Raw genomic sequence first — 24979 nt, forward strand, 5'->3', positions numbered from 1 at the left:
ATAAAACGTTATGCTAGTCGCAACAAAAAAACGGATGACGTTGCAATTAACGAGTGCGATCATGGCATTGTTAATTTCAGCAACACCTGCATTGGCTCAAAATCAGAAGGACTCACTAGTGATGCCACCAAAAGCGAACAAAGTACCTCATGTGATGACAGAGCATGGAGATACGCGCACCGATAATTATTATTGGCTACGAGATGATTCACGCAAAGATCCTAAAGTGCTTGATTATCTGAATGCTGAAAATGCTTATACCGAATCAGTGATGAAAGAAGGTAAAGCCCTTGAAGAAACACTCTTCAATGAGATGGTTAGCCGTATGGCTCAAAACGATGAGTCAGTACCCTATATTTATAATGGCTATACTTATCGTACTATTTATCAAGAAGGTAAAGATTTTCCAATTTATCAGCGTAAGCCAGTTAATAGTGAAGGTGAATGGGAAGTCCTTGTTGATGGAAACGAGCGTGCTAAAGGGCATGAGTTCTATCAATTAGGTGATCTGACTATCAGCCCTGATAACAAACGTATAGCGATTGCTGAAGATAAAGAAGGACGCAGAAACTATAATGTAGCCTATAAAGAGTTATCGGATAACGCATGGAAAGAGAATGTGTTAACCAATATCTCGGCAAATTTAGTGTGGGCAAATGATAGCAAAACACTCTTTTATGTTGATAAAGATCCACAAACGCTACTACCTTATCAAATATATCGTCATCAATATGGCACTGATCGTAAGCAAGACGTTAAAATCTTTGAAGAAAGCGACGATCGTTTTTATACATGGATGGGTAAAAGTAAATCTGAAGATTACATTCTGGTGTCAATTGAAAGTTCAACAACATCAGAATCTCGCTTAATTGATGCAAATGCGCCAGAAAAGCCGATGGTTATCTTCTCTGCACGTCAAGAAGGGCGCGAATATGACATTGACCATTTTAATGGTGAATTCTATATTCGTTCGAATCATGAGAGTGAATTATTTGGTCTTTATAAAACTGCATCAATCGATAAACCTTGGAAAACCGTTATTGCACCACAAAAAGATGTCGATTTAGAAGGTTTTGATCTGTTTAATCGCTGGTTAGTTGTAGAAGAAAGAAAACAAGGTCTAGTGTCATTACGCCAAATTGATTGGAAAACAGGTCAATCAACTAATGTTACGTTTGACGATCCTGTTTATATGGCATGGTTAGGATTTAACCCTCAAGCAGATAGTGAAGAGCTTCGCTTTGGTTATACATCCATGACAACACCATCTTCAACTTATCAATGGAATATGCAAACACATCAAAAGCAACTGCTTAAACAGCAAGAAGTAAAAGGCTTTGCACGTGATTTGTATGAAAGTGAGCGCATTTGGGTAAAAGCACAAGATGGTGTTGACGTTCCTGTATCATTGGTTTATCGCAAAGACTTATTTAAGAAAGGTGAAAATCCTATCTTAATTTATGGTTATGGCTCTTACGGTAGTAGCATTGATCCTTCATTTAGCTCACCTCGTTTAAGTTTGTTAGACAGAGGTTTCGTCTATGCGATTGTGCATGTGCGTGGTGGTGGTGAATTAGGTAAACGTTGGTATAACCAAGGTAAAATGGAGCATAAAGTTAATACTTTTACTGATTTTATTGATGCTACTAAATATCTAATTGCCGAAGGTTATGGAGCACCTAAACACGTTTATGCTATGGGCGGTAGCGCGGGTGGATTATTAATGGGGGCCGTTGTGAATATGGCACCAGAATTATACCGTGGTGTTGTATCTCAAGTTCCATTTGTGGATGTTGTGACAACAATGCTCGATGCTTCAATTCCTTTAACAACAGGGGAATATGAAGAGTGGGGAAACCCTGCAGAGAAAGAGGTTTATTTCCGCTTAAAATCATATAGCCCATACGACAATGTAGTTGCTAAGGCTTATCCTCATTTATTAGTTACAACGGGATTACATGATTCACAAGTACAATATTGGGAGCCGGCAAAATGGGTTGCTAAATTGCGTGAATTAAAAACAGATAATAATTTGTTATTACTTGATACCAATATGAGTGCAGGACATGGTGGTAAATCAGGACGTTTTAATCGTTTACGCGATACTGCAAAAGAATATGCCTTTATTCTGATGTTAGAACAACCTGAAGTCTATTTTAAATCTCAAAATATTAATTAGGTTAGTAAGTAATAATAAATAAATTTAATAAAATTAGACTGTCTCTCTTAATGAGAGGCAGTACTATTATTTAAATCTAATATAACAATAATAATATTATTTCTTATTTTGTTTTTTATATAAAGCAGTGTGAGCCTATTTTAATAAAAAGAAAGAATAGGTTTATTATGAAACTCACAAGGAAAATACTTAGCACTCTTATATTATTTTCGGGTGTTAATCATTTTGCTATCGCATCTGAAACAGATAAAGCGATTCAATTTAGTAGCTTAAAAATTTCTGCAGCACAAAAAGAAACACCAGAACAAAAAGCATTGGGAAAACCAGGTGCTTATAGTTCTATTGGTGAAATTAATAATCTAGAGTCTGTTGAACAAGCATTACGATCAACGCCGGGCACATATACTCAAATGGATATAAGTCAACCCGGAGTGAGTGTTAATATTCGCGGTCTTAGTGGTTTTGGGCGCGTTAATATGATGGTAGATGGTGTTACGCAAACGATGTATAGCACATCACCTAGTCAATATGCTCATGGCGCACAACCTTACAATCAATTTAATACCATGATTGATCCGAATTTTATTATTAAAATCGATATTTCTCGTGGTCAACAAGATGGTGAAAATAGCATAAATGCCTTAGCGGGTAGCGCTAATTTTAAAACAATTGGTGTCGAGGATATTTTATTTGAAGGAAATTCATGGGGGGTAAGAAGTAAAGCGGCTGGAGGTACTAATGGATTAGGTTATAACGGCATGATCGCTTTTGCAGGACAACGCTCTTTATTTAATGATAATGGTACAGTTGGTGCAATGCTTGCATTGAGTGGACACAAAATAGAATCGTCTTATAAAAATGGTGCAGGTTTTAATAGTGAAGAATTTTCGACCAGCAAAGAATTTAATCAAAGACCACACTCAGAACTTACTAAAATAAATATTAAACCCAACGATTCTCATGAATTAGAATTAAGTGGTCGTTTTTATAACAATAACTTTAATCGCCGTAAAATTGATGCTAAAGATTATTACGCAAAATATCGCTATACACCTTTAAATGATTTATTTGATAGTGAAATTCTACTTAGCCACAGTCAAGCATCACAAAAGTTTGAGGGTGATTCTCTTGTGAGTTTGCGTGAAGCAAATGCTAAAAATATATCTGACTCATTAGTGGCAAAAAATACCAGCCGTTTTAATTATGGTGAATTAGATATGGCATTAATGCTTGGCTCTAAATTAATGTCAACAGAATACAAACGCAGTGTTATTGCACCTTCTACTGATCCGTGGCAATCACAAAATATGATTGAATATAATACCTTTGCACCTAAAGGAAAAAATGATTTGACCAGCTTTTTCTCACAGATGAAATTTGAATACGATATTTATACGTTAGATCTCAATTTAAATTACGTCGATTATCATATTAAAGGGCGAAAACCTGCTTGTGATCCACGTGCAGCTTGCTTCCCAGAGGGTGAAATGAATGTCAATCGACATGATAGAAATTGGGATCCAGGAATGTTACTTTCTGCGGAAATTATTCCTGAGTTTCAGCCATTTGTCAGCTATGCACAAACAATGAGAGCTCCTACCTCACAAGAGATCTTTTTTGCCAATGAAGGTGGTGCTTCAATGAATCCATTCTTAAAAAGTGAAAAAGCCGATACCGTTCAAATTGGCTTTAATAGCTATCGCCCAGATTTAATTATTGAAGGTGACAGTTTACGATTTAAAGGATTGTGGTATCACACAAAAATTAAAGATTACATCTCCAGTGATTCTTATTTTGTTTGTAAAGGTGGTGTACGTTGTAAAAATGACGGCTCTTTAACGGATGAGGATTATGCGGGAATTGAATATGATGGCAATATTTTTCTGTATACCAATAGCCTTGAGCCTGTAACTTTACGCGGTTATGAACTTCAAGCAAATTATGATGCAGGCGTATTTTACACAAACCTTTCTTACAGCGATCAGCGTACATCTCAACCGACTTCAATTGCTAGCACAGATTTTGGGCAAACACCTGCCTCTGAATTACCTAAATATTATGCCTCTATTGATACTGGTGTTCGTTTTTTTGATGACCAGTCACTAGAATTAGGTACTGTGATCCAAATCACAGGAAAATCGCGTAAATCTTCACCTGAAGGTGTTGATTTTGATACGGGTAAAGTCCCTATGGTGCAACAAGATAATATCCCAACGGTTATTGATCTTTATAGTAATTACAAAATTAATAAGAATATTTCTTTGAAATTTGCAGTGCATAATTTAATGAATAAAAACTATTCTAATGCGCTTGATAGAAGTAATTCAGCGCCAATTATGCAAGAGCCGGGAAGTAATACTCAAACAGCTCGAGGTAGAAGCTATCTATTTGCAGGAGAAGTACGATTTTAATATAACGTAATAATTATCTTAAAGTATAAATAATAAAAAACGGCACCAATATTATTTTGATGCCGTTTTTCTTTTGTATTTATATAAAGCTTAAGTTACTCGATTTGACCTAATCGTTATTTTTAGAGGTTATTTTGCGTTTTGCTCTTATCTTTTGTGTTTTCACCACTTCACTGGTGATCCAACCATCTTCAACACGAGTTTTTAATGGATCGCCCACTTTCACCTGTTTGGTATTTTTCAGTACTTCTCCAGACCCTGTTTCACTAATACTGTAACCACGAGAAAGTGTTGCGAGAGGACTCACACTTTCTAAACGAGAACAACTAATAGCGAACTGTTCACGTTGACGAGATAGCTGTTGTGAAATACTTTCTCGCATACGGTAAATCAACAGCTGTTGTTGGCGAAGTAATGCTTGAATTTGGGAACTAGGCTCTTGGTAATTAAGGCGTTTTTGTAGTTGTGTTTGTTGATGTTGTTTGGCTTGTAATAGTCGTTGAAAACTAGAAACTAAACGCTGTTGTGTTGAAGCTAATACATTTTGCTGACGAGCAAGACGTAAATGAGGGTGTTGCTGCTGTAAACGATGATGAAGCTGTGTTATTGCGCGTAATTTTTTTGCTAAATAGTAATCCATTGCCATTTCAAGGCGTTGTTGTTGTGATTGCAATTGGCGCAATAGCTCAAGTTTATTACGACTGATTAGTTCTGCTGCTGCAGAAGGCGTTGGCGCCCTAAGGTCGGCAATAAAATCAGCTATGGTCACATCAGTTTCATGACCAACCGCACTTACAATAGGAATTTCACTGGCAAAAATAGCGCGAGCAACGCGTTCATCATTAAATGCCCAGAGATCTTCTAATGAACCACCGCCACGACCAACAATTAAGACATCACACTCTTGACGGCGGTTAGCAAGTTCAATAGCACGAACAATTTGCATAGGTGCATCAGCGCCTTGAACAGCAGTTGGATAGATAAGCACTGGCAAAGAAGGATCACGACGACGAAGGATATTTAAAATGTCGTGTAGTGCTGCGCCTGTTGATGAAGTGATAATACCAATTTGTTTTGCAGGTGATGGCAGGGGATTTTTATGAATAGCATCAAATAAACCTTCTGCACTGAGTTTTTGTTTTAATAGCTCAAACTGTTGTTGTAAAAGCCCGTCACCAGCAGGTTGCATACTTTCAACAATCAATTGGTAATCACCTCGTGGCTCATACAATGTGATTGTTGCACGCACTAAGACTTGCTGACCGTGTTGAGGGCGAAAAGTAACTTTGCTATTTTGCCCACGAAACATCGCTGCTCTAATTTGGGCGTTAGTATCTTTTAACGTAAAATACCAGTGACCAGAAGAGGGTTGAGTAAAATTGGAAATTTCAGCACTGATCCAAATGCGACCCATTTCCATTTCTAATAATTGGCGAACGGTCTTATTTAGACGGCTAACAGTAAAAATATTATTGTTTATTGGTAGTGTCATGTGAGCCAGATCAAATTTTAAAACAAAGACTTAATTGATTGATACTACCTAAGTTCGCGGCAGGATCAATAAAAATTTTGAAAAAAAGCTAGAAGCAACCGATTACGGTGTGTATAATTCCGCGGCAATATTTTCTATTTCCTAAAAGCCGCCTTGGTGAGATATTGCTATGTTACGAATTAAAAAAGAAGCACTTACATTTGATGATGTTTTGTTAGTTCCTGCACACTCCACTGTTCTTCCTAATACTGCCGACTTGTCTACTCAACTGACTGAAACAATCCGCCTAAATGTTCCTATGCTTTCTGCTGCAATGGATACTGTGACTGAAGCGCCTTTAGCTATCGCATTAGCTCAAGAAGGTGGAATTGGTTTTATCCACAAAAACATGTCTATTGAACGCCAAGCTGAAGAAGTTCGCCGTGTGAAAAAACATGAAAGTGGTGTTGTCACTGATCCTATCACCGTAACACCAGAAACGTCTCTGCGTGAAGTTCAAGCAATGACAGAACGCAATGGCTTTGCAGGTTATCCTGTTGTGACTAATGATAACGAATTAGTTGGTATTATTACCGGCCGTGATGTTCGTTTTGTGACAGATTTAGACCAACCTGTTACTGCGGTAATGACCCCTAAAGAACGCTTAGTGACAGTTCAAGAAGGTGAAGCACGCGATATCGTTATGCAAAAAATGCATGAGAAACGTGTAGAAAAAGCGTTAGTGGTTGATAACCACTTCCACCTGAAAGGTATGATCACAGTAAAAGACTTCAAAAAAGCAGAACGCAAACCTAATGCTTGTAAAGATGAGCATGGTCGTTTACGTGTTGGTGCTGCTGTTGGTGCAGGTGCGGGTAATGAAGAGCGTGTGGCTGCATTAGTTGCTGCTGGCGTTGATGTTTTACTTATTGACTCTTCTCACGGTCATTCTGAAGGTGTACTACAGCGTATTCGCGATACTCGTGCTTTATATCCTAACTTACCTATTATTGGTGGCAATGTTGCAACCGCAGAAGGTGCTTTAGCATTAGCGGATGCTGGTGTAAGTGCGGTTAAAGTAGGTATCGGCCCAGGATCAATTTGTACAACACGTATCGTAACAGGTGTTGGTGTTCCGCAAATTACGGCTATTGCAGATGCGGTTGAAGCATTAAAAGGTCGCAATATTCCAGTGATTGCTGATGGTGGTATTCGTTTCTCTGGTGATATCGCGAAAGCATTAGCGGCGGGTGCGGCTTGCGTTATGGTTGGTTCAATGTTTGCAGGTACTGAAGAATCTCCAGGTGAAATTGAACTATTCCAAGGTCGCTCTTATAAATCATATCGTGGTATGGGTTCATTAGGCGCTATGTCTAAAGGTTCATCAGATCGTTACTTCCAAACTGATAATGCTGCAGACAAATTAGTACCAGAAGGTATTGAAGGCCGTGTTGCTTATAAAGGCTTATTGAAAACCATCGTTCACCAACAAATGGGTGGTTTACGTTCATGCATGGGCTTAACCGGTTGCGCAACCATTAAAGAATTAAATACTAAAGCTGAATTCGTTCGTATCAGTGGTGCGGGTATTCAGGAAAGCCATGTTCATGATGTTACTATCACAAAAGAATCACCTAATTATCGCTTAGGTATGTAATTTATTCCGAGAAAGGCTTGTGATAATAATACTGATCAAGCCTTTTAACTTTATGACTTTATCTGTTTTGGAATTCACCACAAATGACAGCAAATATCCATAATCATCGCATTCTTATCCTTGATTTCGGTTCACAGTATACGCAACTTATTGCACGCCGTATTCGTGAAATCGGTGTTTATTGTGAACTCTGGGCATGGGATGTAACCGAAGAGCAAATTCGCGAATTTAATCCTAATGGTATTATTTTGTCTGGTGGTCCTGAAAGTACGACAGAAGATAACAGCCCTCGTGCACCAGAATATGTATTTAATGCAGGTGTTCCTGTATTAGGTATTTGTTATGGCATGCAAACGATGTCGATGCAATTAGGTGGCGATGTTGAAGTCTCTGGTGAGCGTGAATTTGGTTATTCACAAGTTGAAATTCGTGAAACTTGTGCGTTATTCCGCGATATTCAAGATTCAGTAAGTGAAGATGGCAAACCATTATTAGATGTATGGATGAGCCACGGCGATAAAGTAACCGCTATCCCTTCAGATTTCATCACAGTAGCAAGCACTGAAACCTGCCCGTTTGCTATAATGGCTAATGAAGAAAAACGCTTCTATGGCGTTCAATTCCATCCAGAAGTGACACATACACACCAAGGTTTAGCGATTTTAAAACGTTTTGTATTAGATATCTGTGGCTGTGATGCATTGTGGACTTCGGCTGCAATTATTGAAGACACCGTTGCTCGTTTAAAAGAGCAAATTGGTGATGATCACGTTATTTTAGCGTTATCAGGCGGTGTCGATTCCTCTGTTACCGCATTGCTATTAAACCGTGCAATTGGTAAACGTTTAACCTGCGTATTTGTTGATAACGGTTTACTGCGTCTGAATGAAGCAGAGCAAGTGATGGAAATGTTTAAAGGTAAGTTTGACCTTAATATTATCCATGTTGAAGCAGAAGATCGTTTCTTGACTGCGCTGAAAGGCGAAAGTGATCCAGAGAAAAAACGTAAAATCATAGGTCATTCTTTTATTGAGATTTTCGATGAAGAAGCTCTTAAACAGCCACAAGTTAAATGGTTAGCACAAGGTACTATTTATCCAGATGTAATTGAATCAGCGGCATCTGCAACAGGCAAAGCGCATGTAATTAAATCACACCATAATGTGGGCGGTTTACCTGATGACATGAAACTGGGTTTAGTTGAACCATTAAAAGAGCTGTTTAAAGATGAAGTGCGTAAAATTGGCCTAGAATTAGGTTTACCTTACGATATGCTTTATCGCCATCCATTCCCAGGACCGGGTTTAGGCGTTCGTGTTTTAGGTGAGATCAAAAAAGAGTACTGTGATTTATTGCGTCGTGCTGATGCTATCTTTATTGAAGAACTGCATAAAGCTGACTTATATAATAAAGTGAGCCAAGCATTTACCGTGTTCTTACCTGTGCGTTCAGTCGGTGTAATGGGTGATGGCCGTAAATATGACTGGGTTGTTTCATTACGTGCAGTTGAAACCGTGGACTTTATGACAGCGCATTGGGCACATTTACCGTATGACTTCTTAGGTCGTGTTTCTAACCGTATTATCAATGAAGTGGGCGGAATTTCCCGTGTTGTTTATGATATCAGCGGTAAGCCACCAGCAACAATTGAGTGGGAATAAAATACCGTTTATCAGCAATAGTTGATAAAGGTTAAAAAACCAAGAGCCATCAGTATGTTACTGGTGGCTTTTTTGTATACCGCTATTCTTTAGTGATAGGATTATTTTTATAAATAATAAATTCAATAAAGTTTTGAATTGATATTTGCTCACTTAAAGGTAATTTAGAATAGGCTTTTCTATCGTAATTAATAACACCTTTATCATTCTTAGGGATTAATAATTCATAAGCTTGGCGATCCATTGCTTTAGCTATAGCATCAATGCTTTCAGCTGTAGCACTTGATTCACAATTAATAATACGGTTAACCGTTGATTGCGCAAGACCTGAGTCAACGGAGAGTTTAATTCTTGACTTGATACCATCATTTAACATGAATGTAGAGATGTTATCTGAAAGGATATTACCGATTTCTGTTGGAATATATTCTTCTTTTTCTGATTCCGCATAACCTTCTTTCAAATGGTCTATGTCCATCCAATATTTGCTAATCTTAGTTATATATTCAATTTTTCGTGACATGGGATCGGTAAGTTCACGATGACTTTTTAAGTCTTTTGGTGACAGGTAACGAGATATCATACTCGGTGCTACACCTAATGCTTCAGCAAGTTTCTTTTGCTTTCCTTTATAATGATGTTCAAGAATATAAATCAAATTATTTTTTCTTATTTCTGCAATACTTCTTATATCGTTAGTGTTCATAGAGAACTCCGATAGATAAAAAATTACAAATGGATATTTTGTAGTTAAATATTACTATTTTGGTTATTTTTATCTATAGTGTTTTGAATATGATTAAAATTTAATTTAGTAGCTAATCTTTATAATTATATATTTTTTTATTTTAAAACAGATAGTCTTCTGACTCAACAAAACCTTGAAATAGAACATATATTGCGACATCGTGTAAAGAATAATTACTGGATCTAATACATTTCATATAGCTGGAAAATAATGAGATTTATTAATGTGGATCTCCAACATCAATAACCTTCCTTAATTCTTTTCTAATATCTTCTTCAAACCATATATTGTTATGAATAACAACTATACCGTTGATTTTATCCGATAAAATAATCTCAGTTTTAATATCCCTTTTATCTAATAATACTTGTATATATTGTAAATAACGACGTTTACTAGTAAACCAATTTTTATTAATGGTGAGTAAATTTATAGCATCAGTATATCCGCATCCTATCCACTGTTTTAAATGAAGTAATGCGATTTTGTTTTCTTTGGAAAAAGTAGGGCGAAGAAGATAAAATTGACCACTTGCAGTTCGGGCATCATAGATATCTTGTAGAAAATCCTCAACACTCTCTCCACTACCAACAATATTAATTTCACCTGTAGAAGTATCTACTAAATAGGCATTTACACCAACATAACAATGTTCTAGCTGATTATAAATAACATAACGTTCAGAATTGCAACGAATTATCCAAAAATCTTGTTTAGGCGATAATTCACAAAAATAAATAGCAAATCGTTTATCGATAGATGATGAATGACAGTGATTAAGAATGATATCCTGTGCTTGTTGTGAGCTTATCATTTTAATTTATAATCCTTCTAATTACACATGGATAAAATAAAGTTTTGGTCAAGTTTGTATTGGTTTATGTGTATGTTATAACCATAGGATCTTAACATTAAGATGTAAATTAACAGAAAAAGCAACAATAAGGAGATAAGGACATCATGCATAATGAGATATTAAAAAAATTACCGCAAATAGAACAAGAGCATCAAGTTAAATTACTTTATGTTGCAGAAAGCGGAAGTCGGGCTTGGGGATTTGCCTCAACAGATAGTGATTACGATGTACGAGGTATTTTTATACGCCCGCGTAATGCTTATCTTTCTATCGATAAACCTAAAGAAACTTTCGAATGGATAGAAAATAGTTGGTTTGATGTAGGTGCTTGGGATATTACCAAAGCACTACATTTATTACGAAAATCGAACTGTATATTATTAGAGTGGCTCCAATCGCCAATAATTTATCGACAATATCCTAATATTAAAAAAGAGTTATTTGAACTGGCAACACTCTATTACCAGCCAAAAGTAATTGTTCATCATTATAGAGGAATAGCTAAAGTTGTGAGTGGCTATTCTCCAAAAGATAAAATAAGAAATGAAGCTGATACAAAATCTATAAAATTAAAAAAATGGTTCTATTTATTACGCTCTCTCCTATCGGCTTATTGGACAGTAAAAACAGGTGATATCCCGCCTATGGAGCTAAATAAATTGATAAAAATCCTATCCGTTGAAGAACAAAAGACTATCCACGAATTAGTAGAATTTAAATCAGATAAAGATGAGCATTTTACTTGGATACCAACGGAGATTATGCAACATCTAATCATTTTTTTATGGCAAGAAACAGATGTGCAATTAGCAAAGCGAGAAACACCAGACAACGATGTTTTAAATAATTGGTTTAGGAAAAAATTAGATGAAACTGACAATTGAAGATATAAAGCCTTACCTCTTATTTGAAAGCATTGCAGGAAGCCGTTCGCATAATCTTGCGACAGAAACATCTGATACAGATATTAAAGGTGTGTTTTACCTTCCTAAAGATCTTTTCTATGGATTGGAATACACACCACAAGTTAGCAATAAAACCAATGATATAGTTTATTATGAGCTTGGTCGATTTATTGAACTTTTATGTGCTTCTAATCCAAATATTTTAGAATTATTGAATTCACCAGAACAAGTCATTATTTATCGACATCCATTAATGTCATTAATAAAGCCAGAGTGGTTTTTATCTAAAACCTGTATTCAAACATTTGTGCATTACGCTGAGGGACAAATTAAGAAATCTCAAGGGTTAAATAAAAAGATTGTCAATCCAGTCGAAAAGCAATTGAAGACTATTCTAGATTTTTGCTATGTGATTGAAAATGGAAAAACGATACAAGTTAATACTTGGTTAGATAGCCGTCACTGGAAACAAGATCAACTGGGGTTAGTTAAATTAGCCCATGCCCAAGATTTATATGCGATGTATTATGATGAGACTTCTCTTTTTCAGGGGATCATTAAAAAAGAGAATGCCAATGATGTATTGTTAAGCAGTATTCCAAAAGAAGCTAAAGTGCAGGGTTACCTGAGTTTTAATAAAGAAGGGTATAGTGCATACCGTAAGCAATATCACGATTACTGGCAGTGGGTTGAACAACGTAATGATGCACGTTACCAGCAAAATATTGATCACGGACGAAGTTACGATAGTAAAAATATGATGCACACATTTAGATTGTTGTATGTTGCTTTAGGTATTGCACAAGAAAATAAAGTAAAAGTTTGGTGTGATAATAGAGATGAATTATTAGCAATTAAAGCCGGTCAATTTAGCTATGATGAATTATTACTGCGTAGCAAAAATTTGATAAGAGATATTCAAAATGCATTTAAATTAAGTTGTTTGCCTGAAGAAATTAATTATCAATCGGCACAGTTAGCATTAGTAAATATCAGAAAAGAACTTTATAAGCTATAGATGAATAAATTAATTAAAAACTTAATATCCCTTACATAATGTAAGGGATATGCTATTTATTAATAATTTAGTTATAAATTAATATGATAACTATTTATAAAATAGCGTTAACGTATAAAAATTTAATTAGTTGCAAGATACTCTGGATAAGCATCTGTTAGCTTCATATATATACGTTTATTTTCTGCTTTTTTTCTAAAGTCTTGCTTTAAACAGACTTGAGCCATATTTTTTAGCTCAGCAGGTAAGTTCTCAGCATCTGTAGAGGCAATAATGGAAAAACGCACTTTCTTTTTAGACCGGCTTAAATTATAAGGTAAACCTAAAATACGTCTTGCGACTCTGTTTGTTTTCACAACTCACTCCTTTTCATGTGTAATTTAGAGAAAGCGTATTGAGTATAGCAGATAATAACGAGAATAAGATGTTGGTAAATCCATTAAGTTAGCATTAAAGGCTGTTTATCTTCGTTTTTTAAAAAATAGAGAATGAAAATATAAAATAATTGCTTTTTATGATTTTTTCATAAATAAGCTAATATTCAATGTTTTTTATAAAAATTGAATACCGATGATTGATTAGATGTAAATATTTAAAATAGATCCAATATATAATAAGAAAATATATTTAATATTAACATGGATTTACTAGTCTAATAATTGAGATGTCGAGATGCATTTTATTTACAAACTATTATCATTTCCACAAAAAATTAAAAAAGCTTTCGATAAAAGCTAACATTATTTTAATTCAATGATTGGTGTATCCAATTAAGATAACCTTTAAAACCATTTTCAATCGGTATTATAATTACCTCAGGAGTGTCATAAGGATGTATTTCGACTAGAGCATCAATTAAAACGTGTTGTTTGCTTTTTTCGGATTTAATCATCATAAGTACTTCATTATCTTCAATAACTTCATTTTTCCAATGATAAATAGATTTTACATGGGGTATCAGATTTACACAGGCAACCAGTTTCGCATTGATGAGATAGTGAGCGATTTCATTAGCAATCATTTCATTTGGTGCAGTTGAGTATGCGATTATCATTGTTTTTCCTTTTGGTATTAATCAATTTATTAACATTGATGACAAGGTTTGGGTGATTTTAATTTTACCAAAATAAAACTTTTTAAAACTTAAAGCTAATATTTTAATTTTTATCGAAATAAAACGGTATTTTCAAAAAAAACTTTCTCGTTATGAACCGTTTACGGCATTATTAAGGGCTTTTTACGTATTATGAGGTTCTTGTAGTAAAGAAAAATATCAGGGTGCCGATATTATTAGTAGATTAATAGAATGTATCTATTTGTGTTATAAGGCTTAATTTAAGCAAAGATATTCTTATCTTCAATAATATCTCTAATATAAAATAAATTAATTAGTCAAAAGATTTATAAAAATTTGTGGGGTTTAAAATGGATAATAATTCGCTAAAGAACGCGAGTTTATTTGATAATGATCCCGTTCTCTATGCTGCATGGCTTTACTATCAGGACGGACTCAGTCAAAGTGAAGTCGCAAATATTATGGGTGTTTCTCGAGTCACGGTCGTGAAATATTTGCATTTAGCTAGAGAAAAAGGATTCGTAAATATTAGCTTAGATTCATCAGTATTTTCTACGATTGATTATGCAATCAGAATAAAAGCAAAATTCGATCTTAATAATGTGCTTATTTTACCTGATGAAGAAAAAAATAAATCGCAACATACATTAAATATGAACAGAGAAAGATTAGCGAAAGCAGGCGCGATGTATCTTTTTCAAATAATGGGTGATGATGACATTTTAGGTGTCGCTTGGGGACGAACAATTTATAAGTTAGGTAATTATCTTCCACCCAAATCACTAAAGAATGTCACCGTACTACAAATGATAGGTGCTGTCGCACCACAACCTGATTTTAAAACGGCAGAAGCTGCTGCGTTAATCGCAAATAAATTATCAGGATGCAGTATTAATTTACATGTGCCCGCTGTCGTTTCGAGTGCACGTTTAGCAATGGAGCTACAAGCTGAGCCTATTATTAGGCGTAATTTTTCAGCGCTAAATCAATGTAATAAGGCACTTTTTGTTGTGGGGAATACACTTGATGATAATCCTCTGGTGACAACCGGTGTATTAACTAGCAGTGAAATGGCGCAATATCGTGATTTGGGTGCTGTGGGTGTGATTTGTGGACGTTTTTATGATGCGCAAGGAAATCCTCTGGTTTCTGATATTGACCTTAGGATAATGGGAATAAGCTTAGCTCAGTTAAGACAAATACCACAGCGACTCTTTATCGCCGGAGGCGTAGAAAATATTCAAGCAACAATAGGAGCGATAAAAGGAGGCTACGCGACTGATATTGTTATTGATGAAGTAACGGCCTTGGCATTATTAGAGTTAGAAAGCTAATAATAAAATCCTCGTTAATGCGGGGATTTGTTGGCGAACCATCATTTTATAATCTGCTTCTTTCTGATAAAAATGAATATATTGAAGTGTTTATTTTGATCAGTTTCTTTTGTAAAACTCACAGATAAATAAAAGGGTAAAAATGATAAGTTGTTAACATTTTTCTCTTTTTTTATATGTGCCTCTTGCCTTAAACTTTCATATCAATCATTATATAAAAAATTATATAGCGATAGTTAGGGTTACCGATTTTATGAGACGCCAATTACTAGCTAGCTTAGGGCTAGCACTAGGATTAATTTGTCATAATACACTTGCAGCAGAGCTTCATCTTTATGCTGGTGCTGGTTTAAAACAACCAGTAGAACAAGTTGTTACTGTATTTGAAAAAGAAACTGGAAATAAAGTCACTATTGAGTATGGCGGTTCAGGTCAAATATTAACACGTTTTAATTTAACTAAGCAGGGGGATCTATTCTTTCCCGGTTCACAAGATTATGTGGAAAAGTTAGATAAAGAGGGGCAGGTTGTTAACCAATATTCTATTGTTCGCCATATTCCCGTAATTGCTGTACGTAAAGATAAAGTGGGCGATATTAAAACGCTAGAAGATCTTGCAAATAGTTCGTTGAAGCTAGGTATGGGTGATGCTAAAGCTATAGCATTAGGAAAAAGTGGTGAACAACTTATTGATGCATCAGGTCAAGGCGATAAATTACGTGACAAAGTAGTTGTACGTACAGCAACGATCAAACAATTGCTTATGTATTTACTTAATGGCGAAGTGGATGCTGCCATTATTGGATATGCAGATGCAATGAAAAACCAAGATAAATTGGCTTTACTTCCAGTTCCTGAAGGTAGTCCTGAAGAAGTAGCAACTCTGGCAGTTTTAAAAACATCAGCAAATCCAAAAGAAGCGCAATTACTTGCTGATTATTTTACACGTGCAGAAGGGATAAAAGCTTTTACTGATTATGGTTTTCTTCCTGTAATTTCGAAACCATAGATTTTTTTCTCACATAAATTGTGTTTTTTCGCCACCAACTCACTGGTGGCTTTTTTCATTATTACAGCAAAAAATTTTATTTTTAGAAAAGGAAATAACGTGTTTCGTTGGGCATTAATTCCACTTTTTTTATTGTTATTTCTGATCATGGGATCATTAATCGCATTAATATGCCAACTTTCATATGTTGAGCTTAAACAAGTCATTACTGATCCTGAATTTCATTTTGCCATTGGTATGTCACTCAGTACGGCATTAACTTCTTTATGTTTGGCAATTATTTTAGGTGTACCCGCTGCATGGGCAATGGCAAGAATTCCTTTTAAAGGACATCGTTTTATTGATGCGTTATTAGATTTGCCTTTGGTTACTCCTCCATTAGTTATCGGGATCGGATTATTATTATTGTTAGGAAATCAAGGACCTTTAACAGGTGTTTTTCCTGAATTATCTCGCTCTCTTTTTTCACCATTAGGTATTATTATTGCTCAAACTTATGTCGCTAGTGCAATTATTATGAGGAATAGTCTTTCTGCTTTTAAATCTGTTGATCCTGCTTATATTCAAACTGCACAAAACTTAGGATTAACACCAACAAAAACATTTTTTCTTGTTGAAATACCTCTTTGTTGGTCAGCATTAATGAGTGGAAGTATTATTGCTTTTTCTCGTGCTTTAGGTGAATTTGGTGCCACTTTAATGTTGGCAGGTGCCACTCGCTTAAAAACTGAAACATTGCCAATGGCAATTTATTTAAATATCGCAAGCGGTGATTTTACGCTAGCAATAGGCTGTGCGCTTGTACTTATCGCTATTGCGATCACTTTATTATTTGCATTGCATCGTTTACAGCGAGAAAGGAAGACATCATGTTAGAGATACGTTCATTAACATCGGGTATATTAAAAGATGTCTCGTTAAAGGTAGAGAAAGGAACTTGCTTAGGAATAAGCGGTACATCTGGAAGCGGTAAAACAACACTTTTAAATGCAATAGCGGGATATACTTCGTACTCTGGAGATATCTATCTTGCAGATGAAAATATTAATGCACAGCCAGTATGGTTGCGTTCTTGTCGATATTTAAATCAACGACTTTATTTATTTCCATTTATGACAGTGACACAAAATCTGTGGTTAGCACAATATGGTGCAAAACAAAAACGTAGCAAAGAAAAAGAGGTGGAGATTTTAAGGCAAATGGGAATTGCGCATTTAGCGACTCGTTATCCACATCAAATATCAGGTGGAGAACAGCAACGTGTTGCGTTGGCAAGAGCGCTTATTAGCCAACCCAAACTGTTACTACTGGATGAACCTTTTTCGAGTTTGGATTGGGAAACACGTTATCAGCTTTGGGATTTAATCGACTCCTTAAAGGCTAAGGAAATAACGTTGATTATGGTCACACATGAGCCTCATGAAATAAGGGCATTAGCTGATAAAACGGTTTTATTGTCTAAAGGACAAATTGTTACTGAAAATTCAATACTGTGAGATTACATTCTTATTTGTTGATTACCATGCCATGACTGACCAATGAATAATACGACCCATGATTTTGACAGAGTCTGTTTCAGCTGTTTCATCAGGAAATTCGTCTTTGTTATAGCTACGTATAATTAATTTACCGCCGGGTTGACGATAAAGTAATTTGATTCTGAATAAAGCATCTTGCTCGATAGCATAAATGCCTCCGTCAATAATGCGAGTATTTCCTGTATCGACAGTAACGGTTGAACCATTTGGGATAACGGGAGACATGCTATCGCCATAAACAGAAAAACAAATGACATTTTGAGAGGAAGCGCCATAACGGCGTAATGTGCTTTTTGAAAATCTCAATTTATATCCGTTATGATCTTCGTTAGTACAACAACCATCACCAGCTGCAAGTTCAATACTTTTAAAGTAAGGGATTTCTACTTCATCAGCACCTAAAGGGGTATTGCTATCCCATTCACTAACAGGTTGCCATTCATTTTCAGGTGGAATTTCAGATGCAATACCAGGTTGTTCCTCACCTTCTAATAGCCAAGCTAAATCACAATTTAATGCTTTTGCTAATTCAGGTAAAAAACGAGGGCGTTTGGTTTTACCACTTTCTAGCTGTTCGATAGATTGCTGTGTGGTATTTGCTAAGGTAGCAAGTTCTGATTGTGTTAAACCTAACGCAATGCGCTTGTCTTTGGTACGTTTCGCAATAGACATTAGTGACTCCTAATACGTGTCCTTACATATTCAAGTACAAAGAGTATATCGTAAAAAGAAAACAAATTAAATTGTATTTTATCTTAATAATAAAATTAAGAGTAGTTTAACTACTTAATTTGGAAAACATCATCTGCACTGTTTGGTGGTGTGAGATAAGGATTTTCATCAGTAACATCAGGATCTCTTAAGACTTCTCCACAGAAAATAATAAGGTCAGGTCTTTTTTGTTTTAAGTAGTTAAGTCGAGTTGTGCATTCATCTTTAGTATAAATAGTTTCTGTAACAGGAACTGCATCACAAGAATCATTTCCACAAGGACTTACCAATAACACGTAACCGACCAGCATGAGCTGTGAAGTAAACATAAAATATCCTTTTAACTATTCATGTTTGGTCATCAAAATCAGACAGCTAGATTACCTATTTGTTGATAAAAAAGCAGTTTCTATTTGTCTTAAATCGGATTAATGATGCAAAAAGGTGTATGTGATCACAATTTTTCTAGTGTTTGTTTGTATTTATTAGTGATGTGTTATAAGCAAATAACTCAAATAATAGGGAGTAATACGAGAAAATATATTGTGAAAACAAATAGGGTTGTTTTTTTTAACATGATTTAATGTTGTAATATTGTTATTCATACATTGGGTTGATATGCTTCATGAAATATTAATATAAATAATGTTTTCTAAATAGATAAGTTAGGACTAATTGCATTATATCTAGTCAAAATTAAAGCCATTACCATAATAAATAGAGAATAATTTTCTTTTTAAGAACGCTTAAAAAGAAAAATGTTAGTATTATTAATCTTTATCCTTAATCGAGTTCTTACAAAGAAGATAAAATAGATAAATAGAATGAGAATTCTTTAATTTATTGATTTTTATTCAATAGGTTAAATTATTTCAAATTTAAATTATTTAGTTATTTGTGAGTGTTTGAAATACTCTTTTTATGAATTTTTGAAAAGAATGTTCTAAATTAATTTCTTTTCAAAAATAAATAATAATATGCCGAAATTTATTTTTATCACGTATAATTTAGCAAAGAAAAAGTTAAAACAGTGTTCTTTATTGAGTTAATTATAAATAATTTATTAATTATCTTATATCTTGATATAGAATATATCTTGTGTAAATTTCATTGTTCAAAAAATAAAATGCTAAGGTAAGGGTAATTTATGTTAAAAAAAGTCATGGGATCCCTATTTTTAATATTTGCAATAATAACGCTATCAGCGTGTGGTGATAAAACGGATGAGCCTGGTCAGACTGCAGTTGCATTTGTTGAAGCGGTTGCTGAAGGGAATGGTGATAAAGTTATTTCATTAATTCATTTAGGTGAGATAGAAGGAGATCCGAGAGCTGAACAATTTAATAGCAAATTTAAAATGATTGTCGAGGAAACAGGGAAACAAGTTAAAAAGCAAGGTGGCTTGAGTAAAGTTGAAATTATCAGCGTTGAATATAGTGAAGATAAAAATAGTGCGATCGTGACATTAAAAACTGCATTAAAAGATGGTGTGGAAAAAACTCAAGCACAAGAGATGATTAAGGTCGATGGTAAATGGAAAGTTAATCTTAAGTGATCATTCGAGCTTTTACGATTTTAGCTTTATTCTTAGCGAGTGCATTTTATGCTCTCGCTTTGCCTCTTGATTTAAAAAATGGTGATTTAGTTTTTCGAGAAGGTGATGAAGCGATTAGTGAAATAATTAAGCAAGTCGATAGAAGTGGATTTAGTCACGTAGGAATGGTGTGGATTTCGGATAATGGTATTCAAGTGATCCATTCAACACCGAGTGAGCATATGGATATAAAAGGGGGAGTTACCATTGATAATATTGACTTCTTTATTAGTCGAGCAAAACCTAATACTGTTCGCTTTTATCAAGTAAAAGCAAGCGAAGATGCTAGAAGTAATGCTGTACAAATTGCATTAAATCGCGTGGGGGAAAACTTTAGTATTTATCCCAAGCAAGGGGTTTATTGTACAGAATTAGTTGCTGATGCATGGTTAAAATCGGGAGTGTCTATTTCAACGGGAACTCAAACATTAGATATGCCGTTTATTTCAGATATTCCACTTATTTTTCCTGAGAATTTAATTAATTCTGAAAATATTACTCTTTATTTAGAACGAGAGTAATTAATCACATATCCCACTTTTGAGTTATGATAGGAACCGAAAAGTGGGAATTTTATTGCTAATTAGCGTTAACCTTTACCACCCTGAAAAGAGGAATAAAGGGTCATTCCACCGTCAATAAAAATAGTCTGCCCTGTAATATAGGTTGATTGTTCGGATGCTAACCAAGCGGCTACATTAGCAACGACTTCTGGTTCAGCCGCGTATTTCATCGGGATCATATCTTCTAATTCTTCACGAAGAATATCGTCTTGCATTTTTTCTTGATTGATAGGCGTATTTATTGCTCCAGGGCCAATCGAATTAATTCTAATACCGTGGTTTGCATATTCAAGAGCGAGAGATTGAGTCAACATTCTGACTCCACCTTTACTTGCAGCATAACTTGCAAAAGTTGGCCAAGGAATAATTTCATGAACAGAAGACATGTTAATGATATTGCCTTGAATTTTATTTTCTACAAAATATTTTAGTGCTGAGCGAGCAGTAAGAAAGTAGCTCGTTAAATTCACATCAATAATTTTACGCCAATCGGCTAAATTAATAGCATGAGAAGGTGTTTGATTTTCAATTCCTGCATTATTAACAAGAAGATCGAGCCTACCAAAATGGTTTATCGCACAATAAATAAAGTTATGAGCAACATCTTCGTCACTGATATCTCCCCCAAAAATAATAGCTTTGCCTAAGTTTAATTGATTTAAATCATTAGCAAGGCATTGGGCTTCTTTTTCATCAGAATGATAATTAATGACGACATTCATTCCTTCTGTGATTAGTCGTGATACAACAGCGGCACCAATTCCTCTTGATGAACCTGTAACGACAGCAACTTTTCCTTGAAGATCGTTGTACATACATCCTCCGATATTCGATTTTAAAATTAAGCAAAAAATAATATAAGTGGTAAAAGGATTATTTATCTAGCACTCTATTAAGCTTGAGGTTAATATAACCAACTATTTATTTTCCACTTCTCTTTATTGTAGGTTGTTATTATGTAATACGCATTAAGGCACTGAAGGAATCGTGCAAAAACAGAAAATTCACTTACCGAATAACTATTTAAATTTGGTAGAACCTCTGTTACTTAATGAGTACAAATAATGAATAATCAATCACAAAAATATGATAGAACCTATCACTATCCTTTTTCACCGGGCACAACAAACGACGATCGTATAAATGCGCAATGGTGGCAGGATATTTGCCAAATAAAACATCTTATCCATACCGAAAAGTTGGATGGAGAAAATAATTGCCTAAATAAAATGGGAGTTTTTGCGCGCTCTCATGCCACACCGACACAATCGGCATGGACTTCTCAATTACGCCAGCGTTGGCAAATGATGAAAAACGATTTAGGTGAGTTAGATATTTTTGGTGAAAATCTATATGCCATTCATTCTATTGAATATGCACACTTAGAAGAATATTTCTATGTGTTTGCGGTTCGTTATAAAGATAAATGGCTAGGTTGGGAAGAAGTGCAGTTTTATGCTTCTCTGTTTGACCTTCCTACTGTGCCAGAAATTAAACTGCCTGAATGTCAGGATAAAACAGAGTTTGAAAATATGATTGTTTCACAAGCAAAACAGGCAAGTTTTTTTCAATCTCAAGATGTTTTAACGCAAAAGCCAAGCCCAATGGAAGGTATTGTTACGCGAGATGCACAGTCATTTTCTTTAAATGATTTTTCTCATCGTGTTTTTAAATATGTCAGAAAAGATCATGTAAAAACGGATGTTCATTGGAAAAAAAATTGGCGACGTGCACCGTTAATTTGGGAAAAAACACAGGAGTCTCAATGATGCTTCATAAGAAATTACACGCTGAAATGTCATGGGAACACCTTTGTGAACTGTATGATGAAATTAGTGATATGGCGGGTGTTATACAAGATCCCATTCATCATGCAGAAGGTGATGTGGCGATACATACACAAAGAGTAATCAATTCAGTTAAATCATTACCTGAATATGTAACCCTGACAGAAAGAGAGCAACAAATTTTATGGATCTCGGCACTTCTTCATGATGTAGAAAAGCGTTCTACAACAAAAGAAGAAGGGGGACGTATTATTTCACCGGGCCATGCGCGTAAAGGTGAATTAACAACGAGACGTTTTCTCTACGAAAAAGTACCCTTAAATTTTGCCGATAGAGAGCAAATTGTTGCTTTAGTTCGTTTTCATGGATTACCTTTGTGGGTAATGGATAAACCAGATCCTAAAAAAGCATTACTTGAAGCATCGTTAAGAGTAGATTGTTATTTGCTAGCCTTACTGGCTAAAGCGGATGTTTTAGGACGAGATTGTGATGATAAACAAGGGCTTTTTGACAAAATTACGTTATTTACACTTTATTGTGAAGAGTTAAATTGTTGGCGTAAACCTGCTCCATTTGTTTCAAACAAAGCCTGTTTTCACTATTTTTATACAGAAAATAGTACTGATTGTAATTATGAGCCTTATCCTGAAAAAGGGAGTGACGTTACGGTACTGTGTGGGTTACCTGGTATGGGAAAAGATACCTATATTCACCAATATTGTGCAGATATTCCTATCGTGAGTTTAGATGAGCTACGTCGCCAACATAATATTAAACCCGATAATCGAGATGCTAATGGTTGGATAGTGCAACAAGCAAAAGAGCAAGCTCGAGTTTATTTACGAGAGCATAAACCTTTTGTTTGGAATGCTACGAATATTACAAGAAAAATGCGAGATCAGCTGATCTCTTTGTTTTATCGTTATAATGCAAAAATAACACTGGTTTACATTGAAGTGCCTTATGCTCAATGGCAAAAACAAAATAGTGCAAGGAATGCAACGGTGCCTATCAAAGTGATGGATCGTATGTTAAGTAAATTAGAAGTTCCAACACCAGAAGAAGCACATAAAGTAATTTATTGGATTGGTGGAAAATCGCAAACATTGCTTTAATTTAGTCTGCTAGTTTGGTGTTTAGCGTTATTCAAATAATTACATGAGAAATACGTTATAACCATAAAGTAAGGGCTATTTTGTTTCTACAAAATAGCCCTTTTTCTTATTTATGAGGGATTTATTGGCAGGTAAAACAACGTATTAAATTTATTTTTTAATATGATGCACAATATCGAAATAGGTGTTGCGATCTTCTGCGTTTGGATAAATACGGTAAGTATATTCATCGTTTTTAATCGTGATATTTTCTACATCACGGGTAAATAATGTTTTACCTTCAGTATCTTTAGCTACTAAGGTACGTATCTTACCATCATCTGACATTGACCAATCGCCTTGCATTTTTTGTTTACCTTCCGGTGTAAACATAATAAATGTGCCATTAGGATAATATTCAGCAAGGCCAAAATAATTACTCACCTGGGTATTATCGGCGTCTGTTTTATTGCCTTTTTCATCAATTGCATCAGTTGTTACCCAGACTTTTTCTATCATGAGTTTCTCATAGTTATTCAGCTCTTTTTGAGATTGAATAACACCTTGAGCTTGCATGTTAGCGGATGATGTTGAACTCTCTGTGGCAAAAAGAGAAAAACTAGCGCTTAATAATGAGATTGCGATAAGTGATTTTATTTTCATTTATATATCCTTATTTTACGTTGTACTTTTTGTCAGGAGTTTATATTGTGTCTGACGGTATGTATAAATTTAGGCATAAAATGGATGAAGTGCGAGAAAGGAATTATGTCAAAATGTTTCTGATAAAAAGATTAACTGACAAAAATAATTAGTGATAAATATCGTGTTTTTTAATTTTTTCAATCTTATTCTCTGCTTTTGTTCTTGTGTTAGCTATATTTGCTTCAAACTGAGCGTGTAAAAAATTAATAGTCTTCGTTGATGGCAAATGAAAAAAATAAAAATTCCCTTTGATTTACAAAACAAAGTTAAAGTTTGACTAAATAATGTATTAAATAGACAAAGTATAATGGTTTTTTTTGATAAAAAATTGCTAGAAAAAGAATAAAGCCAAAAAATAAGTTTTAGTTTGCCTAAAAAAGAATTTCGCTATCTAACTTAATGTTATCAAGATCACAAAAATGGAAAATGAATATTGAGCGTGTTTTAGTCATTGCTTTTGTATTTCTTAACTAAATGTCGCTAATTTAGAGAGAGAGAGCCATTTTACTTCCAATATAATGATTAAATTTTTTTATTATAAGAACATTGTAAAAATGATGATGGTAAAAATAATTAATGCATTGTTCGATTCAATTAAATTGTGTTTAATTTAAGCATTATTACTGTTTTTTTGTATAAAGATAAAATTATTTTTTTGTAACC

The 24979-nt window shown here is 34.7% G+C and carries 23 protein-coding genes; 14 read left to right on the forward strand and 9 right to left on the reverse strand.

Annotated elements, in window-relative coordinates; all coding sequences use genetic code 11:
- Positions 1 to 10 precede the first annotated feature (10 nt).
- Complete coding sequence (locus JEP40_RS12145; RefSeq protein ID WP_198623760.1) at positions 11 to 2179, forward strand: S9 family peptidase; 2169 nt, start codon at positions 11 to 13, stop codon at positions 2177 to 2179.
- A gap of 167 nt (positions 2180 to 2346) precedes the next feature.
- Positions 2347 to 4590: a TonB-dependent receptor gene (locus JEP40_RS12150; protein WP_198623761.1), complete on the forward strand. Its 2244-nt coding sequence runs from the start codon at positions 2347 to 2349 to the stop codon at positions 4588 to 4590.
- 109 nt (positions 4591 to 4699) lie between these two features.
- On the opposite strand, the gene xseA is transcribed toward JEP40_RS12150, so the two are convergent.
- Positions 4700 to 6082 (reverse strand): exodeoxyribonuclease VII large subunit, encoded by a 1383-nt coding sequence (xseA, locus tag JEP40_RS12155; protein WP_198623762.1) that lies wholly within the window; start codon positions 6080 to 6082, stop codon positions 4700 to 4702.
- A 169-nt stretch (positions 6083 to 6251) separates the two neighbouring features.
- Here xseA and guaB point away from each other — a divergent pair, with 169 nt between their 5' ends.
- Both guaB and guaA read left to right on the forward strand, forming a co-directional pair.
- Positions 6252 to 7718, forward strand: coding sequence for an IMP dehydrogenase (gene guaB, locus JEP40_RS12160; RefSeq protein ID WP_198623763.1), 1467 nt, complete (start codon positions 6252 to 6254; stop codon positions 7716 to 7718).
- Positions 7719 to 7801: 83 nt separating this feature from the next.
- A complete protein-coding gene (guaA, locus tag JEP40_RS12165; RefSeq protein WP_115349943.1) occupies positions 7802 to 9379 on the forward strand; it encodes a glutamine-hydrolyzing GMP synthase in 1578 nt (525 codons plus the stop codon).
- A gap of 82 nt (positions 9380 to 9461) precedes the next feature.
- On the opposite strand, the gene JEP40_RS12170 is transcribed toward guaA, so the two are convergent.
- Both JEP40_RS12170 and JEP40_RS12175 read right to left on the reverse strand, forming a co-directional pair.
- On the reverse strand, positions 9462 to 10085 hold the full coding sequence (locus JEP40_RS12170; protein ID WP_232799267.1) for a helix-turn-helix domain-containing protein: 624 nt from the start codon (positions 10083 to 10085) through the stop codon (positions 9462 to 9464).
- A 262-nt stretch (positions 10086 to 10347) separates the two neighbouring features.
- Positions 10348 to 10941 (reverse strand): hypothetical protein, encoded by a 594-nt coding sequence (locus JEP40_RS12175; RefSeq protein ID WP_198623764.1) that lies wholly within the window; start codon positions 10939 to 10941, stop codon positions 10348 to 10350.
- 146 nt (positions 10942 to 11087) lie between these two features.
- On the opposite strand from JEP40_RS12175, the gene JEP40_RS12180 reads away from it, so the two are divergent.
- Both JEP40_RS12180 and JEP40_RS12185 read left to right on the forward strand, forming a co-directional pair.
- The gene (locus JEP40_RS12180) at positions 11088 to 11867 is read left to right on the forward strand and encodes a DNA polymerase beta superfamily protein (RefSeq protein WP_198623765.1); all 780 of its coding nucleotides are present in this window, start codon (positions 11088 to 11090) and stop codon (positions 11865 to 11867) included.
- Positions 11851 to 12906 (forward strand): DNA polymerase beta superfamily protein, encoded by a 1056-nt coding sequence (locus tag JEP40_RS12185; protein ID WP_198623766.1) that lies wholly within the window; start codon positions 11851 to 11853, stop codon positions 12904 to 12906. Before JEP40_RS12180 ends, JEP40_RS12185 begins: the two co-directional genes overlap by 17 nt.
- Positions 12907 to 13028: 122 nt before the next feature.
- Here the strand turns inward: JEP40_RS12185 and sra are convergent, their stop codons facing one another.
- Both sra and cutA read right to left on the reverse strand, forming a co-directional pair.
- Positions 13029 to 13262 (reverse strand): stationary-phase-induced ribosome-associated protein, encoded by a 234-nt coding sequence (gene sra / locus JEP40_RS12190; protein WP_198623767.1) that lies wholly within the window; start codon positions 13260 to 13262, stop codon positions 13029 to 13031.
- 389 nt (positions 13263 to 13651) lie between these two features.
- Positions 13652 to 13960 carry a divalent-cation tolerance protein CutA gene (cutA, locus tag JEP40_RS12195; RefSeq protein ID WP_198623768.1) on the reverse strand — a complete coding sequence of 103 codons (309 nt, stop codon included), beginning with the start codon at positions 13958 to 13960 and terminating at the stop codon, positions 13652 to 13654.
- 371 nt (positions 13961 to 14331) lie between these two features.
- Between cutA and JEP40_RS12200 the strand changes: the two genes are divergently transcribed.
- From JEP40_RS12200 to JEP40_RS12215, 4 genes are all read left to right on the forward strand, one after another.
- Positions 14332 to 15315 (forward strand): sugar-binding transcriptional regulator, encoded by a 984-nt coding sequence (locus JEP40_RS12200; RefSeq protein WP_198623769.1) that lies wholly within the window; start codon positions 14332 to 14334, stop codon positions 15313 to 15315.
- 253 nt (positions 15316 to 15568) lie between these two features.
- The gene (modA, locus tag JEP40_RS12205; RefSeq protein ID WP_198623770.1) at positions 15569 to 16324 is read left to right on the forward strand and encodes a molybdate ABC transporter substrate-binding protein; all 756 of its coding nucleotides are present in this window, start codon (positions 15569 to 15571) and stop codon (positions 16322 to 16324) included.
- A gap of 99 nt (positions 16325 to 16423) precedes the next feature.
- Complete coding sequence (locus JEP40_RS12210; protein WP_198623771.1) at positions 16424 to 17200, forward strand: ABC transporter permease; 777 nt, start codon at positions 16424 to 16426, stop codon at positions 17198 to 17200.
- Positions 17194 to 17820: an ABC transporter ATP-binding protein gene (locus JEP40_RS12215; RefSeq protein ID WP_198623772.1), complete on the forward strand. Its 627-nt coding sequence runs from the start codon at positions 17194 to 17196 to the stop codon at positions 17818 to 17820. The genes JEP40_RS12210 and JEP40_RS12215 overlap by 7 nt, the downstream gene beginning before the upstream one ends.
- 21 nt (positions 17821 to 17841) lie before the next feature.
- On the opposite strand, the gene JEP40_RS12220 is transcribed toward JEP40_RS12215, so the two are convergent.
- Complete coding sequence (locus JEP40_RS12220; RefSeq protein WP_198623773.1) at positions 17842 to 18534, reverse strand: XRE family transcriptional regulator; 693 nt, start codon at positions 18532 to 18534, stop codon at positions 17842 to 17844.
- Between the two features lie 110 nt (positions 18535 to 18644).
- Positions 18645 to 18902 (reverse strand): hypothetical protein, encoded by a 258-nt coding sequence (locus JEP40_RS12225; RefSeq protein ID WP_109407689.1) that lies wholly within the window; start codon positions 18900 to 18902, stop codon positions 18645 to 18647.
- An 818-nt stretch (positions 18903 to 19720) separates the two neighbouring features.
- Between JEP40_RS12225 and JEP40_RS12230 the strand changes: the two genes are divergently transcribed.
- Together JEP40_RS12230 and JEP40_RS12235 are read left to right on the forward strand one after the other, a co-directional pair.
- Positions 19721 to 20128: a DUF4878 domain-containing protein gene (locus tag JEP40_RS12230; RefSeq protein WP_198623774.1), complete on the forward strand. Its 408-nt coding sequence runs from the start codon at positions 19721 to 19723 to the stop codon at positions 20126 to 20128.
- The gene (locus tag JEP40_RS12235; RefSeq protein ID WP_198623775.1) at positions 20125 to 20688 is read left to right on the forward strand and encodes a YiiX/YebB-like N1pC/P60 family cysteine hydrolase; all 564 of its coding nucleotides are present in this window, start codon (positions 20125 to 20127) and stop codon (positions 20686 to 20688) included. The genes JEP40_RS12230 and JEP40_RS12235 overlap by 4 nt, the downstream gene beginning before the upstream one ends.
- Before the next feature lie 68 nt (positions 20689 to 20756).
- Here JEP40_RS12235 and JEP40_RS12240 read toward each other — a convergent pair whose 3' ends face one another.
- Positions 20757 to 21545, reverse strand: coding sequence for a glucose 1-dehydrogenase (locus JEP40_RS12240; protein WP_198623776.1), 789 nt, complete (start codon positions 21543 to 21545; stop codon positions 20757 to 20759).
- A gap of 249 nt (positions 21546 to 21794) precedes the next feature.
- Between JEP40_RS12240 and JEP40_RS12245 the strand changes: the two genes are divergently transcribed.
- On the forward strand, positions 21795 to 22499 hold the full coding sequence (locus tag JEP40_RS12245; RefSeq protein ID WP_198623777.1) for an RNA ligase family protein: 705 nt from the start codon (positions 21795 to 21797) through the stop codon (positions 22497 to 22499).
- A complete protein-coding gene (locus JEP40_RS12250; RefSeq protein WP_198623778.1) occupies positions 22496 to 23632 on the forward strand; it encodes an AAA family ATPase in 1137 nt (378 codons plus the stop codon). The genes JEP40_RS12245 and JEP40_RS12250 overlap by 4 nt, the downstream gene beginning before the upstream one ends.
- 150 nt (positions 23633 to 23782) lie before the next feature.
- On the opposite strand, the gene JEP40_RS12255 is transcribed toward JEP40_RS12250, so the two are convergent.
- Positions 23783 to 24274: a DUF4822 domain-containing protein gene (locus JEP40_RS12255; protein ID WP_198623779.1), complete on the reverse strand. Its 492-nt coding sequence runs from the start codon at positions 24272 to 24274 to the stop codon at positions 23783 to 23785.
- Positions 24275 to 24979 lie beyond the last annotated feature (705 nt).

This window comes from Proteus vulgaris, assembly GCF_016239305.1.
In the GTDB taxonomy this organism is placed as follows: Bacteria; Pseudomonadota; Gammaproteobacteria; order Enterobacterales; family Enterobacteriaceae; genus Proteus; species Proteus vulgaris_C.

What these genes read in the sequence shown, in the direction of transcription:
- JEP40_RS12145 (WP_198623760.1), top strand. Translation starts at nt 11, where the DNA reads ATGCTAGTCGCAACAAAAAAACGGATGACGTTGCAATTAACGAGTGCG.
- JEP40_RS12150 (WP_198623761.1), top strand. Translation starts at nt 2,347, where the DNA reads ATGAAACTCACAAGGAAAATACTTAGCACTCTTATATTATTTTCGGGT.
- xseA (WP_198623762.1), bottom strand. Translation starts at nt 6,082, where the DNA reads ATGACACTACCAATAAACAATAATATTTTTACTGTTAGCCGTCTAAAT.
- guaB (WP_198623763.1), top strand. Translation starts at nt 6,252, where the DNA reads ATGTTACGAATTAAAAAAGAAGCACTTACATTTGATGATGTTTTGTTA.
- guaA (WP_115349943.1), top strand. Translation starts at nt 7,802, where the DNA reads ATGACAGCAAATATCCATAATCATCGCATTCTTATCCTTGATTTCGGT.
- JEP40_RS12170 (WP_232799267.1), bottom strand. Translation starts at nt 10,085, where the DNA reads ATGAACACTAACGATATAAGAAGTATTGCAGAAATAAGAAAAAATAAT.
- JEP40_RS12175 (WP_198623764.1), bottom strand. Translation starts at nt 10,941, where the DNA reads ATGATAAGCTCACAACAAGCACAGGATATCATTCTTAATCACTGTCAT.
- JEP40_RS12180 (WP_198623765.1), top strand. Translation starts at nt 11,088, where the DNA reads ATGCATAATGAGATATTAAAAAAATTACCGCAAATAGAACAAGAGCAT.
- JEP40_RS12185 (WP_198623766.1), top strand. Translation starts at nt 11,851, where the DNA reads ATGAAACTGACAATTGAAGATATAAAGCCTTACCTCTTATTTGAAAGC.
- cutA (WP_198623768.1), bottom strand. Translation starts at nt 13,960, where the DNA reads ATGATAATCGCATACTCAACTGCACCAAATGAAATGATTGCTAATGAA.
- JEP40_RS12200 (WP_198623769.1), top strand. Translation starts at nt 14,332, where the DNA reads ATGGATAATAATTCGCTAAAGAACGCGAGTTTATTTGATAATGATCCC.
- modA (WP_198623770.1), top strand. Translation starts at nt 15,569, where the DNA reads ATGAGACGCCAATTACTAGCTAGCTTAGGGCTAGCACTAGGATTAATT.
- JEP40_RS12215 (WP_198623772.1), top strand. Translation starts at nt 17,194, where the DNA reads ATGTTAGAGATACGTTCATTAACATCGGGTATATTAAAAGATGTCTCG.
- JEP40_RS12220 (WP_198623773.1), bottom strand. Translation starts at nt 18,534, where the DNA reads ATGTCTATTGCGAAACGTACCAAAGACAAGCGCATTGCGTTAGGTTTA.
- JEP40_RS12225 (WP_109407689.1), bottom strand. Translation starts at nt 18,902, where the DNA reads ATGTTTACTTCACAGCTCATGCTGGTCGGTTACGTGTTATTGGTAAGT.
- JEP40_RS12230 (WP_198623774.1), top strand. Translation starts at nt 19,721, where the DNA reads ATGTTAAAAAAAGTCATGGGATCCCTATTTTTAATATTTGCAATAATA.
- JEP40_RS12240 (WP_198623776.1), bottom strand. Translation starts at nt 21,545, where the DNA reads ATGTACAACGATCTTCAAGGAAAAGTTGCTGTCGTTACAGGTTCATCA.
- JEP40_RS12245 (WP_198623777.1), top strand. Translation starts at nt 21,795, where the DNA reads ATGAATAATCAATCACAAAAATATGATAGAACCTATCACTATCCTTTT.
- JEP40_RS12250 (WP_198623778.1), top strand. Translation starts at nt 22,496, where the DNA reads ATGATGCTTCATAAGAAATTACACGCTGAAATGTCATGGGAACACCTT.
- JEP40_RS12255 (WP_198623779.1), bottom strand. Translation starts at nt 24,274, where the DNA reads ATGAAAATAAAATCACTTATCGCAATCTCATTATTAAGCGCTAGTTTT.